Below are 16,519 nucleotides of genomic sequence, written 5' to 3'. Positions count from 1 at the left end.
AAAATGATATGTCAATGGACCACAAAAAGGTTGAAGGAAAGAAAGCTAATAAGCTAAGCTTTTCTGAAACACGCTTTATGAAGTTTCTGGGTGGTAAAGATTTATTATTTGCGCTAGTTTCATTAGTATTACTTGGTATTACTATATTCATCTTTGACAAAATTTCTTATGTTTTTCAGCCTTTTGTCATTATCTTTAATACTATTGCAGCGCCAATTATTTTATCGCTTATTTTGTATTATTTGTTAAATCCAGTAATTAATTTGATGGAACGTTATAATATTCCAAGATTATTAGCAATTACAATAGTCTTTCTAGTGATTATTGGAGGTGCAACATTAATTATTGATTTATTAATTCCTGTGATTGGTGATCAAATTAAACAACTTGCAAATAACTTCCCAAAATATATTGAAAAATTTAATAGAGCTATTGATAAAGTGACACATATGTCTATTTTATCTTCATTTTATAATCAAATTCAGGAATGGCTTGATTCTACTTCTAAAAAGATTCCATCGTTGACATCAGATTATTTTAGTGGATTTGGAACTAAAATTAGAACATTTGCAGAAGCTATTGTGAATGTCGGTGTTGTGATTGCAACTACACCATTTGTATTATTCTTTATGTTGAAAGATGGAACTAAATTTAGAGACTATACAACTAAAATTATGCCACCTAAATTTAGAAAAGACTATCATGATTTATTAGAAAAAATGAGTGTACAGGTCGGATCATATATTCAAGGCCAAATTATTGTATCATTTTGTATTGGTATTTTATTGTTTATTGGTTATTCGATTATTGGTTTGGATTATGGGTTAGTTCTAGCTTCAATTGCTGCAGTAACGAGTGTAGTCCCATACTTAGGACCAACAATTGCAATTTCTCCGGCAATTATTATTGCGATTATTACTTCACCGTTTATGCTATTAAAATTGATTATTGTGTGGACGTTAGTTCAATTTATTGAAGGTCATTTTATTTCTCCTAATATTATGGGGAAAACATTAAAAATTCATCCTCTAACAATTATCTTTATTTTATTAAGTGCGGGTAATTTGTTAGGTATTGTAGGAGTTATTTTAGGTATTCCTGGCTATGCTATTTTAAAAGTATTAGCTTCTCACATTTTCTTATTATTTAAACGTCGTTACAATAAATATTATGGTGACGATGCAGGTCAATATGAAATTAAAAAAGAAGAACATAAAAATTACACAGAAGCAGAATAAAGCACTATATTAAAAAGCCTGAGACATAATGAGTTGTCTTAGGCTTTTTAATATAGTACTAATCATCTTGCAAAAGTGGGACGATGAATTCTCTTCCACTCTCTTTTATCTTACAATTATGTTAGTTCAATAGTCTAAAGATATATAACTAGAATATGATATGATATATTTTATATTAATATAATGTAAAGGATAATAATGAATAATGACTGAAGAACATAAAAATAGATTAATATCTATATTAAAAGTGGTATTTGCTATCACACTTTTTATTGTAGTAGTTGCTACTTTATATCATGAATTGTCACATATTAACTTCAAACAAACATTAGAAGCATTTAGTAAAATCAATCGATGGTTTTTAATTGGTTTATTTATATGTGGTGGCGCATCAATGCTACTTTTAAGTTTATATGATGTCATTCTTGTTAAAACTTTAAAGTTGAGTATACCACTGAACAAAGTATTTCGTTTGAGTTATATTATTAATGCATTTAATGCTATTGTTGGATTTGGTGGATTTATAGGCGCAGGATTTAGAACATTTATTTATAAAAATTATACTTCTGATAGAAAAAGATTACTTCACGCTATTTCAATCATATTAGTTTCAATGTTAACTGGTTTAAGCTTCTTATCTATTTTAGTCGTACTTCATATTTTCGATGCTTCTCATATTCTTGATAAAGTACGTTTTGTAAAATGGGTATTGTACGTAGTCGCTTTATTTTTACCTATTTTTATAGTGTATACAGTCGTTAAACCGGTTACTGAACATAATAAATTGGTAGGGATATATTGCACGCTTGTTTCAAGTATTGAATGGATAGCTGCTGCTGTTGTACTTTACTTGTCGGCATGGATTATTGATATTCATGTAGCTTTTACAACATTACTTGGTATTTTTATTATTGCTGCACTCTCTGGACTGATTAGTTTTATTCCAGGTGGATTCGGGGCATTTGATTTAGTTGTTTTATTAGGACTAAAATCTTTAGATATTCCTGAAGAAAAAATATTGATTGCCTTACTGCTATATCGTTTTGCTTATTATTTTGTACCTATTATCATTGCTTTAATTCTATCTACGTTTGAATTTGGCAATTCTGCGCGTAAGTACTTTGAAGAATCTAAATATTTTGTACCCGCTAAAGATGTTACCTCATTCATACTGTCTTATCAAAAAGATATTATTTCAAAAATCCCAGCATTTGCTTTATCTATTCTTGCACTATTAACAAGTTTTATTTTCTTTATTAATAATGTGACGATTGTTTATGATGGATTATATGATGCTGATCATTTTATTTACTATATCATGTTGTCTATTCATACAAGTGCATGTTTAATATTACTTGTTAATGTAAGGGGTATATATAAGCAAAGTAAGAGAGCAATTATTTATTCAATGATTTCACTTGTGTTAATATTTCTTGCAACGTTATATACGTATGCTTCTATCATGTTACTTACATGGCTCATCATTATTTTTATCTTACTTATTTTAGCTTATCGACGTGCGAAAGTATTTAAACGTCCATTTAGATTAAAAAACTTAATATTTACCTTAGTCATTAGTGTGATTGTTTTATATATTAATCATTTCATTATTTCTGAAACTTTATATGCTTTAGATTTATATCACTTGGAAATGGATACGTCATTATTAAAATACTATTTCTGGTTAACTGTGATAGTTGTTATATTATTAATTGTTGGTATTGCATGGTTATTTGGTCGTCGCTTTGAACGCCCACATCAATTACAAGAATATTCTCAATGTAAATCAATCATAGAAACATATGGAGGGAATTATTTAAGTCATTTGATATATAGCGGTGATAAAGATGTATTTATGTATGACAGTGAACAAGCTTTTCTTATGTATAGATATAAATCAAATGCGCTGGTCGTATTGGGAGATCCAATTGGAAATACGGCATCATTCCAATCATTGTTGGCTGATTTCTATAGTTATGCTGAAAAGTTAGGTTATGATGTCATTTTCTATCAAGTATCTGATCGTTTTATGCCGTTGTATCATAATTTTGGAAATCAATTTTTTAAATTAGGCGAAGAGGCTATTATTGATTTAACACAATTTACTACTTCTGGAAAAAAAAGACGTGGTTTTAGAGCAACACTGAATAAATTTAATGATTTAAATATTAAATTTGACATTATAGAACCACCATTTTCTAAAGCGTTTATAGAAGAGCTTAGAAAAGTAAGTGATAAGTGGCTCGATGGACGTACTGAAATGCATTTTTCTGTTGGGCAATTTACAGAACAGTATTTAGATAAAGCCCCAATTGGAATTATGAAAAATGAAGAAGGTAAGATTATTGCTTTTTGTACATTAATGCCGACATACTATAACGAAGCAATTTCAGTAGATTTAATTCGTTGGTTACCTGAATTAGATTTACCTCTAATGGATGGATTATATCTACATATGTTATTATGGGGTAAAGAAAAAGGTTATAAAGCTTTTAACATGGGTATGGCTACCTTATCAAATGTAGGTCAACTCGATTATTCTTATTTACGAGAACGTATTGCGGGACGTGTGTTTGAACATTTTAATGGTTTATATCGTTTTCAGGGGTTACGAAGATATAAAGAAAAATATAGTCCCCAGTGGGAACCGCGATTTTTGGTGTATAGAAAAGATAGTTCTCTCTGGTACAGTATGTTAAAAGTAATGCGAGTGATTAGACATAAATAAAAAAGATATCCGAAAACAATTTCGGATATCTTTTTTATTATGAGTTAGAACGAGGATCATAATTTGCGCGATCTCGCTGTTCTTGTGCGTAACGTTCAGGATTTTTTTTATAGAAATTTTGATGATATTCTTCTGCTTTATAAAAATTTGAAGCGGGAAGAACCTTAGTAGCAATGGCTTTATCAGAATGCATCGTTTGTTCTAAATCTTTGATATAGTTAATCGCAACTTTTCTTTGATCATCATTTGTATAAAAAATAGCTGTTTGATACTGTGACCCTCTATCTTGGAATTGACCCCCAGCATCTAATGGATCAATGACTGAAAAAAATATTTCTAATAATTTATGATAAGAAAATAAAGCAACATCATACTCTATTTTAACAGTTTCATAGTGTCCAGTAGTTCCGCTCTTTACTTGTTCATAGGTTGGATTTTTAACTGATCCTCCCATAAAACCTGATGTTACTGATTCAATACCTTCAAATTGATCAAACGGTTTTGTCATACACCAGAAACAGCCTCCTGCGAAGTATGCTGTATTAATATTCATTTACGCCATCCTTTCATAACACCTTTGTAATATTTATTGAAAACACTTGATTTTTTAAGATATTTTATATAACTTATTTATATATTATAGTATATCCGAATATTATTTTGAAGATTTTAGAGAGTGTAAGGTAGGTAAATATGACAGAAGAGAAGGATAATACAATATTAAGACGACAAACGGGGACAACGATACCTTCTAAACGACGCAAGAAGAAAAAACTTCGAAAATTACCTTTTGTAATACTGATTATTGTAGTTTTACTTATTGCAATGATTACGTATGTCGTTCATGGATATCAAAGTGGTATGAAATATGCACAAGAACATGCAAAAGATATTAAAATTCATAAATTTAATGGAGCCGTTAAAAATGACGGGAAAATCACAGTATTAATGCTCGGTGCTGACCAAGCTAATGGTGGAAAATCAAGAACTGACTCTATTATGGTTGTACAGTATGACTATATTAAGAAAAAAATGAAAATGATGTCAATTATGCGTGATATTTATGCGGAAATTCCTGGTTATGACAAATATAAAATTAATGCTGCATACTCACTTGGGGGACCAGAGTTGTTGAGACAAACACTAAATAAAAATTTAGGTATTAATCCTGAATACTATGCAGTCATTGATTTCACTGGCTTTGAAAAAATGATTGATGAATTAGAACCTAATGGTGTGCCAATTGATGTTGAAAAAGATATGTCAGAAAATATAGGGGTTTCATTAAAAAAAGGACACCATCGATTAAACGGTAAAGAATTATTAGGTTATGCGAGATTTAGACATGATCCAGAGGGAGACTTTGGACGTGTGAGACGTCAACAACAAGTTATGCAAACACTTAAGAAAGAATTGATTACCCCAAGTACAATCGTGAAATTACCTAAAGTAGCTGGTATATTGAGAGGATATATTAATACAGATATGCCAAACTCAGCTATTTTCCAAACAGGACTAAGTTTTGGAATACGAGGCGATAAAAATGTGGAAACACTAACTGTACCGTTAAAAAATTCTTATCAAAATATCAATACTAATAACGATGGTAGTGCATTAGATATTGATAAAGAGAAAAATAAAAAAGCAATAGAATCATTTTTAGACGAATAATAAATAAGCAGGCCAAAGTGGCCTGCTTATTTATTATCTATTTAACTACAATAATATTATTATGTAAACTTTGAAGATTATAATATTATTGATCTGATTTTCTTACGCCAGCTACACCGTAGTGATTTTTCTTCATTTCATCAATGACTACATGGATTGCTTCTCTATTTGCGCCTGTTGTTTTCTCTACTGCATTTGTAACCTCAGTGACTAAGTTTTTTAATTGCTCATCTGAGCGTCCTTCTAATAATTTTACATTTACAATCGGCATGATGTTTTCCTCCTTATATAATTATGTGCTTAGTATATCATTTTTAAAAAATGAACTTCAAGATATTTAAATAGAACATTTGTTCTTTTTAATGTTGTAAGAGAACAAGTGTTCTTATATAATTGAATTATCTAAGGAGGGGGTTGATATGTATGATTATAATTTACTTGAAGATAGAGACATACTATGTGTAGATCAGAAAAGTTTTTATGCTAGTGTGTCTTGTATAGAAAAAGGATTAGATCCTTTAATGACAAAATTAGCAGTGGTAGCTGACACTAAGCGACAAGGATCTGTTGTTTTGGCAGCAACACCTAAATTAAAAGAACTTGGTATTAAAACGGGATCTAGATTATTTGAAATTCCACAACGTAATGATATTTATATTATTAATCCAAGTATGAGAAGATATCTAGAAGTATCATTAGAAATTTCTAAAATTGCTCTTAAATATGTTCCAGGGGAAGATTTACATCAGTATAGTATTGATGAATTTTTTATGGATGTAACAAATAGCTACCATCTTTTTAATACTACAGTATATTCTTTTGCTAAGTGTTTTCAAAAAGAAATTTTGGATAAGACGGGAATATACTGCACAATAGGTATTGGATCTAACTTGTTACTTAGTAAAGTAGCTATGGATATCGAAGCTAAACACACCAAAGAAGGTATTACTGAGTGGCGGTATCATGACATTCCCGATAAATTATGGTGTATTTCACCATTAAAATCATTTTGGGGAATCAATAAAAAAACAGAAATAAAGTTAAATAAAAAAGGAATTATTACAATAGGTGATTTAGCCCATTATCCTCATAGATATTTGAAGAAAGACTTTGGTATATTAGGCACTGATATGCATTTACATGCTAACGGTATAGATCAAAGTAAAATAAGAGAAAAAAGTAAAATTAATAATCCAACTATATGTAAAAGCCAAATTTTGATGAGAGACTATCAATTTAATGAAACAAAAATTGTGATGCAAGAGTTGATTGAAGATGTTGCTTGTAGATTAAGAGAAAGAAAGCAATTAGCACGTACTATACATTTTTCATTTGGATATACTCAAGGTGGAGGAATACATAAACAACACACTTTAACTGATGCTACAAATCTAGAACAAGATATATTTAAAGTCGTTAATGATTATGCGAATCAGTTGTGTGATAAACAGGCTTTGTATCGTACGTTAAGTGTTTCACTAACACAGTTCATTAATGAAGAAAATCGACAATTAAATTTATTTGTAGATGAATATAAAAGACAAAGAGATGAAAATTTAGCTAAAACGATTGATACGTTACAAAAGAAATATGGTAAAGGCATCGTTTCAAAAGCAATTTCTTATACTGAATCTGGAACAAAACATAATAGATTAGGATTAATGGCAGGTCATAAAATGTAAATAAACGGAAGTAGGTCAAAACTCATTTTGAATTTTGGCCCACTTCTATTTTTATGGAATATAAGTATCAAATTCATTTAAAGCAACAATACCTAATTCACGATCTTTTGGAGTTTTAAAGGTAACTTGTAAAGCACCTAAAATATCCTCACGAACTTCTAAAATTTTTAAGTTTCTTATAGAAATATTATGTAAACTAAGTATAGAAGTAACTTTATTAATCATACCCGCTTTATCTGGAATATCAATATATAAATCATACCCAACATTGACTACACCATGTTGCTTAAGAGGTAATTGATCTCTAAAAATTTTTGCATCTTCAAAGAATTGATATATTTGTTGTTCTTCTTCATTTTTAAGTTTAACTATCATATCCTTAATATTGGTTTGCATATCTTCTAGTAAACTAATGATATTTTGTTTATTACTAAGTGAGATATCCTTCCACATTTCGGCATTACTACTTGCAATTCTTGTAATATCTCTAAATCCACCAGCAGCAAGCTGTTTGACTAAAGCATGATCATTTGCATGGCTTGAACTCAAGTGTACTAAACTAGAGGCAATAATATGTGGAACATGACTAACAATTCCCGTTACATAATCATGTTCTTTCGCATTAGTAATAATAAATTTAGCTAGTGTAGGGGAGAGCAAATATTGTAATGTTTTAGCCGCTTGTGTATTACGTTCATCATCGTAAACTAAAATATAGTATGCATTTTCAAATAAGTGTTTTTTAGAATTAAGGACACCAGATTTATGGCTACCAGCCATTGGATGCCCACTAACAAGATGAATATTTGATTCTAATAAACGTTTTTCAAAATTTTGAATGATAAGTTTTGTACTGCCAGTATCCGTTACAATCAAATGTGATTTGGTTTCATAATTAGGTAATGAATTTAGATATATTGCTGTTTGATGAACTGGAGTAGCAAAGATAATAATATCCGCTTCCTTAACACCAAGAGCATAATCATTAATCTTTTTGTCAATTATACCAATAGACATTGCTTTATCTAATTGAGTTACATCAGTATCATAGGCAGAAATTATAAGATCAGATTGATAAAATTTTAAATTACTAGCTAAGCTTCCACCAATTAATCCTAAACCAACAAATAAAATATTTTTCATATGAGCCCTCCTTATTTCTAAATATTCAGAATATCTATATTTTAAATTAGTCATTCATTTTAAACAATACTATTCATTAGAGTTCACTATTTATCTAGGTTAAAATATATTTAAAGTATTAAAGGGGGAAGTTGAATGGAATCAAAGATATTAGAATTAATTCAAAACTTAACTAACATTAATAGTCCTTCGGGAAATGCTTATAACGCAATAAGTTATGTAAAACAAAAAGTAGAACATTTAGGATATTCAACTCAATTAACAAATAAAGGTGCATTAATTATCACAGTTGAGGGTGAAGATAATGAACGTCAACGTTGTATTACTGCTCATGTAGATACTTTAGGTGCAATGGTAAAAGAAATTAAAGAAGATGGTCGTTTAACAATCGATCTAATTGGTGGATTTAAATATAATGCGATTGAAGGAGAATATTGTCAGATTGAAACAGACTCTGGCGAAACGTACACAGGGACAATATGTTTACATGAAACAAGTGTTCATGTATATCGCGAAAATGAAAAAATACCAAGAGATATTGAACATATGGAAGTCCGTATAGACGAAAAAACGTCTTCTAAGAAAGAGACAGAAGATTTAGGAATAGAAGTAGGTAATTTTATTAGCTTTGATCCAAGAACAGAAATAACATCATCTGGATTTATTAAATCCCGACACTTAGACGATAAAGCAAGTGTAGCAATGATATTAGATTTATTAGAAAGAATAAAAAATGAACAAATTAAATTACCACATACTATTCAATTTTATATTTCTAATAATGAGGAAATAGGATATGGAGCGAATGCATCTATTTCTAATAAAATTGTAGAATTTATTGCTTTTGATATGGGAGCACTTGGAGAGGGACAATCTTCTGACGAATATACAGTATCTATTTGTGCTAAAGATGCGTCTGGACCTTATCATAAAGAATTAAAAACACATCTAGTAAACTTATGTAAATTTAATCATATTCCGTATAAAATAGATATTTATCCTTATTATACGTCAGATGCATCTGCAGCATTAAAAGCAGGAGCAGATATTAAACATGGATTATTTGGAGCTGGTATTGAGTCCTCTCATGCACTGGAACGAACACATATTGATTCTATACATGCCGCTCAAAACTTATTATATGCCTATTGCTTGTCATCAATAAATTGAAATAAATATTGACAAGGAAGATTTATTTATGTATTATACTGAATTATAATAATATTTTAATAATTCTGAGAATTGAGTAGAAGATATGTGATGTAGCAAATAGAAAGCTAATGGATGATGTAAATTAGCACAGCATATGTTTGAATTGGACTTAGAAGATTAAATTTAATAACAGTAAAGTGAACATGTAATGTTAATTAAGGTGGCACCACGGTAACGCGTCCTTATCTATGGAACGTAATCGTGGTGTCTTTTTGGTATAAATATAGTAATTATTAGCTAGATAATCATAGAAAGTTAGTGGTTGATGAAAACTAACATCACTAATAATGAAATTGGGTTTATACTTATAAAAAATCAAATAAAAAATAAGTGAACTTTAAATATTTTGATAATTCGAAATATTTAGTTAATTAAGGTGGTACCGCGCGTCAGCGTCCTTTTAAATAAGGATGCTGATATTTTTTTGAGAAAGGATTAAAGCTTAATGAAACTATATTATGAAATACTTAGAGCAAATATTACACCCGAAGTTTTAGGAAAGTTAAAGAAAAATAAGATTATTTTAGAAAGTACCAGTCAAAAGCAAATTAAAGGTAGATATTCTATTGTAGCATTCGAAAGCTATGGTTCTGTTGTGTTAAATAACGACTTACTAAAGATAAAAACAAAAAAACAAAATGTTGAAATTACTGAAAAGTCTTATGAATATTTAAAAGATTATATCAATCAATTTAATATTCAGATTACAGATGAAAAATTAAAACATTTACCATTTGTATCTGGCTTTATTGGTACGTGTAGTTTTGACTTAGTAAGACATGAATTTCCAATTTTAAAACAGCAATCTATACAAGAAATTAAGGATAGCAATGATATTGAATTTCACATGATAGAAGATGTATATGTATTTGATCATTATAAAGATGAATTATATGTTATTGCTACAAATCAATTTTCAGAAGTAGAACAGAAAGATTTAGAAAAAAGAGTAAAAGATAGAATAAAGGAACTATCTCAAATTAAAGCTTATACAGATGATTATATTCGTCCTCCTACGCCTTCAAATATCATACCAAATGTATCAGATGATGAATTTATAAATACTATAAAGCAATTGAAAAAGCTTATAAAAGAAGGCGATATGTTTCAAGTTGTACCATCTAGAATATATAGCTACAATCATCATTTTAAAAATAATACATTGCAATTAAGTTATCAATTATACCAAAACTTAAAAAGACGTAATCCAAGTCCATATATGTACTATATTAATATGAATACACAAATTATTATAGGCAGTTCTCCAGAGAGTTTTGTAGCTGTACAAGATGGAACGGTTATTACGAATCCAATCGCTGGAACAATTAAAAGAGGTAAAACCATAAAAGAAGATAAACAAAATGCAGAGCAATTATTGAGTGATGAAAAGGAATTAAGCGAACATCGAATGCTTGTTGATTTAGGCAGAAATGATCTACATAGAGTCAGTAGAACCGGTAGTTCAAAAATTACAAAATTAATGGAAATTGAAAAATATGAGCATGTCATGCATATTGTAAGCGAAGTAAAAGGTGAGATTAAGCAAAAATTATCTCCTATGACAGTAATTGCTAATTTATTACCTACAGGAACTGTTTCAGGAGCTCCAAAACTTAGAGCAATTAGGCGTATATATGAGACATATCCATATAAACGTGGACTATATAGTGGGGGTGTAGGCTACATTAATTGTAATCAGAATTTAGATTTTGCTTTAGCAATAAGAACAATGTTAATTGATGATACTACTGTGAAAGTCGAAGCAGGGTGTGGGGTGGTTTATGATTCAGTACCAGAAAAAGAATTAGAAGAAACATTATTAAAAGCAAAAAGTTTATTGGAGGTAACACCATGATTTTAATCATTGATAATTATGATTCATTTACATATAACTTAGTTGATATAGTAAGTCAATTAGATGATGTCATTGTTAAATATCCGGACGATAAAGATGTGCTTAACTACGTTAACCAAAGTGATGGTCTCATCATATCTCCAGGACCTGGTCATCCTTTAGATAGTAACCATCTATTGAATATTATTGAAAGGTATAAATCTTTACCGATATTAGGCGTATGTTTAGGTGCACAAGCAATAACATGCTATTACGGTGGCCGTGTTATTCAAGGCGAAAAAGTCATGCACGGTAAAGTCGATATATTAACAGTTATTCAACATACTAAATTATATAACAACTTAGCAAATCAATTTAATATAATGCGTTACCATTCATTAATAAGTGATGAAATCTCTTTTCCATCACAATTAATAATTACTGGAAGGACAAAAGATTGCATTCAATCTTATGAGACAAAAAATGGATTACATTTTGGTATTCAATATCATCCCGAGTCGTTTGCAACAGACCAAGGACAACAAATAATTAAAAATTTTATCGATATCGTAAAGGAAAGAGGTAAATATGATGACCTTAACATTACTCAACCAAATTCAAAGTCATGCAACACTCTCACAACATGAAACTACTGAATTTATTCAATATCTCATCAATCCAGAATGTCATACTCAAGATAAAGTAAAGTTATTACAAGCTTTCACAAATAAGTCGATACAACAAAAAGAATTAACTTATATAGTGAAAAGTCTTATTCATACGATGTATTCAACTCAACCTGAATACAAAGGAAGTATATGCGTTTGTGGAACAGGAGGAGATAAATCAAATAGTTTCAATATTTCAACGACAGTATCATTTGTAGTAGCAAGCGCAGATGTTCCAGTCATTAAACATGGAAATAAAAGTATTACATCTAATTCTGGAAGTACCGATTTATTACAACAATTACACATTCCTACTACGAAAGTAGCAAATGTAGCCAAACAAGTATCTAAAACACATTTAGCATTTATCAGCGCTATGGAATCTTATCCAATTATGAAATACATTCAACCTATTAGAAAACTTATTCATGAACCAACTATTTTCAATATTGTCGGACCATTAATCAATCCTTTTAAATTAGATTATCAAGTAATGGGGGTCTACGATGCTTCCCAATTACCCATGATTATTAAAACTATGAAAGATTTAGGACGACGAAGAGGCATCGTACTTCATGGAGCGAATAGAATGGATGAAGCAACATTATCTGGGGATAACGAAATATATGAATTACATGAAGATGGGACTATTTCACATTATGTTTTAAATGCACGAGATTATGGCATAGCTCATGCAAATAATATAGAACTTCAAGGTGGCACACCTGAAGAAAATAAAAACATTACCATTGACATATTAAGTGGAAAAGATCATTCCCCTAAAAGAAATGTCGTAGTGCTGAATGCAGCATTAGCCTTATATATATCAAATAGAGTGGATAGTATTAAAAAGGGCGTTGATTTAGCAAAAGATTTAATTGATAGTGGCAAAGCTTTAAAACAATGTCAGTTGATGAAAGGGGAATAAAATTGACAATATTAGATGAGATTGTACAGTATAAAAAACAGTTACTAAACGATGGGTATTATACAGATAAAATAAAACATATTAAAAAAGTTGATGTATCTTATAAGTCAGCTCTAGAAACCACTTTGAAAAGGGAATCAACATTGAGTATTATTGCAGAAATAAAATCTAAAAGTCCTTCTGTAAAAGCATTCAAGGACATTAACTTAGAGCATCAAATTGCTAAATATGAAAATCATGGAGCAAGTGCTATTTCAATTTTAACCGATGAAAAATATTTTGGAGGAAGTTTTGAACGTCTACAAACGTTAACACAACTCACACATTTACCAGTATTATGTAAGGATTTTATCATTGATCCGCTTCAAATTGATCTTGCTAAGAGAGCCGGAGCTTCTATTATTTTATTAATAGTAAATATTTTAACCAATGATACACTTCAGTCTTTATATCATTATGCAATATCTCAAAACTTAGAAGTCTTAGTTGAAGTTCATAACAAAGAAGAATTAGAACGCGCTTATCAAATTAAACCTAAAATCATTGGTATAAATAATAGAGATTTAAAAACATTTATTACTAAAGTAGAACATACTAATGACATTTTGGAAATGAAAAAAGAAGGTTATTACTATATTTCTGAAAGTGGTATTACAACTTTAAATGATGTAAAAAAAATTGTAAGTAGTGGCATAGACGGATTACTTGTGGGAGGAGCTTTAATGAATAGTAATAATATATCATCGTTATTACCTTCATTAAAACTAAATAAAGAGAAATGAATATACTAAAATTTTGTGGTTTTAAAACAAAAAGTGATATTTTAAAAGCCAATTCCTTAGACATAGATATGATAGGTTTTATTCATTATCCAAAAAGTAAACGTCATTTAAATATAGAACAAATTAACTATTTAAATCAATTTGTAGCAAAGCACATTCATCGAGTTATAGTTGTTGTGAATCCTACATATAAAGAATTAAATACATTGTTGCAACAAACCAATGTGAACGGCATTCAATTTCATGGTAATGAAACAATTGAATTAATCCAAAAAGTTAAATTAAATTTTAAGAATATTAAGATAATTAAAGCGTTGCCGGCTACAGAAAACTTGAATAGAGATATGAATCAATATAAGCCATGGGTAGATTTATTTATTATTGATACCCCTTCAATTCAATTTGGTGGTACTGGTCAAACGTTTAATTGGAAAATATTAGAATCAGTAAGCCAAGACATTCCTTATCTTATTGCAGGAGGAATAAATATAAGTGCTATTCAACAGATTGAAAAGCTGGATTTATCACATAAAGGCTATGATATATCCAGTGGTATAGAGACAAATGAATGCAAGGATAAATTGAAAATGGAAACAATTATAAATTACGTTAAAGGGAGCTTAGAATATGAAACAGATACAAACGGAAGCAAATGAACTAGGTTTTTTTGGTGAGTATGGAGGACAATATGTACCGGAAACATTAATGCCAGCTATCATTGAATTAAAGAGAGCGTATAAAAAAGCAAAAAATGATCCTAAATTCCAACAAAAGATAGCATATTATTTAAAGGATTATGTTGGGAGAGAAACACCCTTAACTTATGCGAAATCATATACAGAAACATTAGGTGGGGCTAAAATTTATTTAAAAAGAGAAGATTTAAATCATACTGGTGCCCACAAAATCAATAATGCCATAGGTCAAGCATTGCTCGCTAAACGAATGGACAAAAATAAACTTGTTGCAGAAACGGGAGCTGGACAACATGGAGTTGCAAGTGCCACAGTGGCTGCATTATTTGATATGGAACTGATTGTTTTTATGGGAAGAGAAGACATCAAAAGACAACCACTTAATGTATTTAGAATGGAATTATTAGGAGCTAAAGTTGAAGCTGTGGATGAAGGTCAAGGAACTTTATCTGACGCAGTTAATAAAGCGCTACAGTATTGGGTAAGTCACGTGGAAGATACACATTATTTATTAGGATCAGCTTTAGGGCCGGATCCTTTTCCAACGATGGTTAGAGATTTTCAGAGTGTAATTGGTCAAGAAATAAAATCACAAATATTAGAGAAAGAACATCGTTTGCCAGATGCAGTAGTTGCTTGTGTAGGAGGAGGCTCTAATGCAATAGGAACATTTTATCCTTTTATCAAAGATAATGTAAAATTATACGGGGTGGAGGCAGCTGGCAGAGGTAAGGATACTAATCAACATGCACTTGCGATAGGGAAAGGAAAGGCTGGTGTGCTTCATGGATCAAAAATGTATTTAATCCAAGATGAACATGGACAAATTGAATTGGCACATTCTATTTCAGCAGGATTAGATTACCCAGGTATTGGACCTGAACATTCATATTATCATGATATTGGAAGAGTAACCTATGAATGTGCTAGCGATGAAGAAGCAATGGAAGCACTTGTCCGCTTCACCAAAATAGAAGGTATTATCCCCGCTATAGAAAGTGCACATGCATTAAGTTATGTAGAAAAATTAGCACCTCAAATGAAACAAAACGATATATTAGTAGTGACAATATCTGGACGTGGAGATAAAGATATGGAAACGATTCAACAATATATCCAACAAAGAAAGGAGGATAAAAATGAGTAAATTATTTATTCCTTATATCATGGGTAATAGACAATTTTTAGAAAATGTAAAATTACTTGATAAAAGTGGAGCAGATATGATAGAAATTGGTATTCCATTTTCAGATCCTGTAGCTGATGGACCTATCATTATGAAAGCTGGTCATGAAGCACTTCAAAATAATATAACAATCGACTATATATTTGATGAGTTAGATAAACATCAAAACGAAATTAATTGTAAATATGTCCTAATGACATACTATAATGTTATTTTAAGTTATGGAGAAAAAGCCTTTTTTAAAAAATGCGATGATATTGGTGTTTATGGAGTAATTATTCCAGACTTACCATTTGAATTAATAGAACAATTAAAACAACATTTAAATGATAATAGAGTAGTAAAAATAATTTCATTAATAGCAATGACGGCAGATACAAATCGTATACAAAATATAGCAAAACATGCTGAAGGATTTATCTATACTGTAACGATGAATGCTACTACAGGAGAAGATGGAACGTTTCATCCAAAGCTTAAAGACCAGATAAAAATGATTAAATCTTTTACAGCTCTTCCAGTTGTAGCAGGATTTGGAATAAGAACTACAGACCATATAAAAGATTTGGTAAAAGATGTAGATGGTGTTGTTATTGGAAGTGAAATCGTTCGAAGATTTGAAAATGATGACTTAAATCAAACAGGAGAATACTTAAGGGAGATTAGACAAATTTTAAATAACTATTAGCATAGTATAAAATAAAAGCTATTTAGAGTATTCATAGCATGAAATACTTAAGAATTAGTAGCAA

15 protein-coding genes are annotated in these 16,519 nt (G+C 30.0%); 12 read left to right on the top strand and 3 right to left on the bottom strand.

Annotated elements, in window-relative coordinates; all coding sequences use genetic code 11:
- The first annotated feature begins 8 nt into the window (after positions 1 to 8).
- Entirely contained in the window at positions 9 to 1,238 is a 1,230-nt protein-coding gene (locus tag NSU06_RS07000) for an AI-2E family transporter (protein WP_048762427.1), read from the top strand.
- 205 nt (positions 1,239 to 1,443) lie between these two features.
- Positions 1,444 to 3,966: a bifunctional lysylphosphatidylglycerol flippase/synthetase MprF gene (gene mprF / locus NSU06_RS06995; protein WP_048762429.1), complete on the top strand. Its 2,523-nt coding sequence runs from the start codon at positions 1,444 to 1,446 to the stop codon at positions 3,964 to 3,966.
- Positions 3,967 to 4,003: 37 nt separating this feature from the next.
- Here mprF and msrA read toward each other — a convergent pair whose 3' ends face one another.
- Positions 4,004 to 4,519, bottom strand: a complete 516-nt coding sequence (gene msrA, locus NSU06_RS06990; RefSeq protein WP_002449832.1) for a peptide-methionine (S)-S-oxide reductase MsrA — start codon at positions 4,517 to 4,519, stop codon at positions 4,004 to 4,006.
- A 140-nt stretch (positions 4,520 to 4,659) separates the two neighbouring features.
- Here msrA and NSU06_RS06985 point away from each other — a divergent pair, with 140 nt between their 5' ends.
- Positions 4,660 to 5,637 (top strand): LCP family protein, encoded by a 978-nt coding sequence (locus NSU06_RS06985; protein ID WP_017174681.1) that lies wholly within the window; start codon positions 4,660 to 4,662, stop codon positions 5,635 to 5,637.
- An 85-nt stretch (positions 5,638 to 5,722) separates the two neighbouring features.
- Here the strand turns inward: NSU06_RS06985 and NSU06_RS06980 are convergent, their stop codons facing one another.
- Positions 5,723 to 5,908, bottom strand: coding sequence for a 2-hydroxymuconate tautomerase (locus NSU06_RS06980; protein ID WP_017174682.1), 186 nt, complete (start codon positions 5,906 to 5,908; stop codon positions 5,723 to 5,725).
- Between the two features lie 148 nt (positions 5,909 to 6,056).
- Here NSU06_RS06980 and NSU06_RS06975 point away from each other — a divergent pair, with 148 nt between their 5' ends.
- Positions 6,057 to 7,319 carry a Y-family DNA polymerase gene (locus NSU06_RS06975; RefSeq protein ID WP_017174683.1) on the top strand — a complete coding sequence of 421 codons (1,263 nt, stop codon included), beginning with the start codon at positions 6,057 to 6,059 and terminating at the stop codon, positions 7,317 to 7,319.
- Positions 7,320 to 7,370: 51 nt separating this feature from the next.
- Here the strand turns inward: NSU06_RS06975 and NSU06_RS06970 are convergent, their stop codons facing one another.
- On the bottom strand, positions 7,371 to 8,462 hold the full coding sequence (locus NSU06_RS06970; protein WP_048683130.1) for a prephenate dehydrogenase: 1,092 nt from the start codon (positions 8,460 to 8,462) through the stop codon (positions 7,371 to 7,373).
- Positions 8,463 to 8,597: 135 nt separating this feature from the next.
- Here NSU06_RS06970 and NSU06_RS06965 point away from each other — a divergent pair, with 135 nt between their 5' ends.
- The 8 genes from NSU06_RS06965 (at position 8,598) to trpA (ending at position 16,455) form a co-directional block, all read left to right on the top strand.
- Positions 8,598 to 9,632 carry a M42 family metallopeptidase gene (locus NSU06_RS06965; protein ID WP_037541014.1) on the top strand — a complete coding sequence of 345 codons (1,035 nt, stop codon included), beginning with the start codon at positions 8,598 to 8,600 and terminating at the stop codon, positions 9,630 to 9,632.
- A 487-nt stretch (positions 9,633 to 10,119) separates the two neighbouring features.
- On the top strand, positions 10,120 to 11,529 hold the full coding sequence (locus tag NSU06_RS06960) for an anthranilate synthase component I (RefSeq protein ID WP_017174686.1): 1,410 nt from the start codon (positions 10,120 to 10,122) through the stop codon (positions 11,527 to 11,529).
- Positions 11,526 to 12,155, top strand: a complete 630-nt coding sequence (locus NSU06_RS06955; RefSeq protein ID WP_017174687.1) for an anthranilate synthase component II — start codon at positions 11,526 to 11,528, stop codon at positions 12,153 to 12,155. The genes NSU06_RS06960 and NSU06_RS06955 overlap by 4 nt, the downstream gene beginning before the upstream one ends.
- The gene (trpD, locus tag NSU06_RS06950) at positions 12,100 to 13,104 is read left to right on the top strand and encodes an anthranilate phosphoribosyltransferase (protein ID WP_169925290.1); all 1,005 of its coding nucleotides are present in this window, start codon (positions 12,100 to 12,102) and stop codon (positions 13,102 to 13,104) included. Before NSU06_RS06955 ends, trpD begins: the two co-directional genes overlap by 56 nt.
- A 2-nt stretch (positions 13,105 to 13,106) precedes the next feature.
- Positions 13,107 to 13,886: an indole-3-glycerol phosphate synthase TrpC gene (gene trpC, locus NSU06_RS06945; RefSeq protein ID WP_017174689.1), complete on the top strand. Its 780-nt coding sequence runs from the start codon at positions 13,107 to 13,109 to the stop codon at positions 13,884 to 13,886.
- Positions 13,883 to 14,542 carry a phosphoribosylanthranilate isomerase gene (locus NSU06_RS06940; protein ID WP_048681664.1) on the top strand — a complete coding sequence of 220 codons (660 nt, stop codon included), beginning with the start codon at positions 13,883 to 13,885 and terminating at the stop codon, positions 14,540 to 14,542. Before trpC ends, NSU06_RS06940 begins: the two co-directional genes overlap by 4 nt.
- Positions 14,514 to 15,728: a tryptophan synthase subunit beta gene (gene trpB / locus NSU06_RS06935; protein ID WP_049420530.1), complete on the top strand. Its 1,215-nt coding sequence runs from the start codon at positions 14,514 to 14,516 to the stop codon at positions 15,726 to 15,728. The genes NSU06_RS06940 and trpB overlap by 29 nt, the downstream gene beginning before the upstream one ends.
- Positions 15,721 to 16,455, top strand: coding sequence for a tryptophan synthase subunit alpha (trpA, locus tag NSU06_RS06930; protein ID WP_049420529.1), 735 nt, complete (start codon positions 15,721 to 15,723; stop codon positions 16,453 to 16,455). The genes trpB and trpA overlap by 8 nt, the downstream gene beginning before the upstream one ends.
- The last annotated feature ends 64 nt before the right edge of the window (positions 16,456 to 16,519 follow it).

The organism is Staphylococcus sp. FSL W8-1270 (genome assembly GCF_038007165.1).
GTDB classification, from domain to species: domain Bacteria; phylum Bacillota; class Bacilli; order Staphylococcales; family Staphylococcaceae; genus Staphylococcus; species Staphylococcus hominis.
The sequence above is the reverse complement of the archived record's forward strand: the minus strand, read 5'-3'. Positions and strand labels throughout refer to the sequence as shown.

Bases quoted from the DNA above. Each gene is read 5' to 3' on its own strand.
- trpA (WP_049420529.1), top strand. From the start codon at position 15,721: ATGAGTAAATTATTTATTCCTTATATCATGGGTAATAGACAATTTTTA.
- NSU06_RS06960 (WP_017174686.1), top strand. From the start codon at position 10,120: ATGAAACTATATTATGAAATACTTAGAGCAAATATTACACCCGAAGTT.
- NSU06_RS07000 (WP_048762427.1), top strand. From the start codon at position 9: ATGTCAATGGACCACAAAAAGGTTGAAGGAAAGAAAGCTAATAAGCTA.
- NSU06_RS06965 (WP_037541014.1), top strand. From the start codon at position 8,598: ATGGAATCAAAGATATTAGAATTAATTCAAAACTTAACTAACATTAAT.
- NSU06_RS06970 (WP_048683130.1), bottom strand. From the start codon at position 8,462: ATGAAAAATATTTTATTTGTTGGTTTAGGATTAATTGGTGGAAGCTTA.
- msrA (WP_002449832.1), bottom strand. From the start codon at position 4,519: ATGAATATTAATACAGCATACTTCGCAGGAGGCTGTTTCTGGTGTATG.
- NSU06_RS06975 (WP_017174683.1), top strand. From the start codon at position 6,057: ATGTATGATTATAATTTACTTGAAGATAGAGACATACTATGTGTAGAT.
- trpD (WP_169925290.1), top strand. From the start codon at position 12,100: ATGACCTTAACATTACTCAACCAAATTCAAAGTCATGCAACACTCTCA.
- trpB (WP_049420530.1), top strand. From the start codon at position 14,514: ATGAAACAGATACAAACGGAAGCAAATGAACTAGGTTTTTTTGGTGAG.
- NSU06_RS06940 (WP_048681664.1), top strand. From the start codon at position 13,883: ATGAATATACTAAAATTTTGTGGTTTTAAAACAAAAAGTGATATTTTA.
- mprF (WP_048762429.1), top strand. From the start codon at position 1,444: ATGACTGAAGAACATAAAAATAGATTAATATCTATATTAAAAGTGGTA.
- NSU06_RS06980 (WP_017174682.1), bottom strand. From the start codon at position 5,908: ATGCCGATTGTAAATGTAAAATTATTAGAAGGACGCTCAGATGAGCAA.
- NSU06_RS06955 (WP_017174687.1), top strand. From the start codon at position 11,526: ATGATTTTAATCATTGATAATTATGATTCATTTACATATAACTTAGTT.
- NSU06_RS06985 (WP_017174681.1), top strand. From the start codon at position 4,660: ATGACAGAAGAGAAGGATAATACAATATTAAGACGACAAACGGGGACA.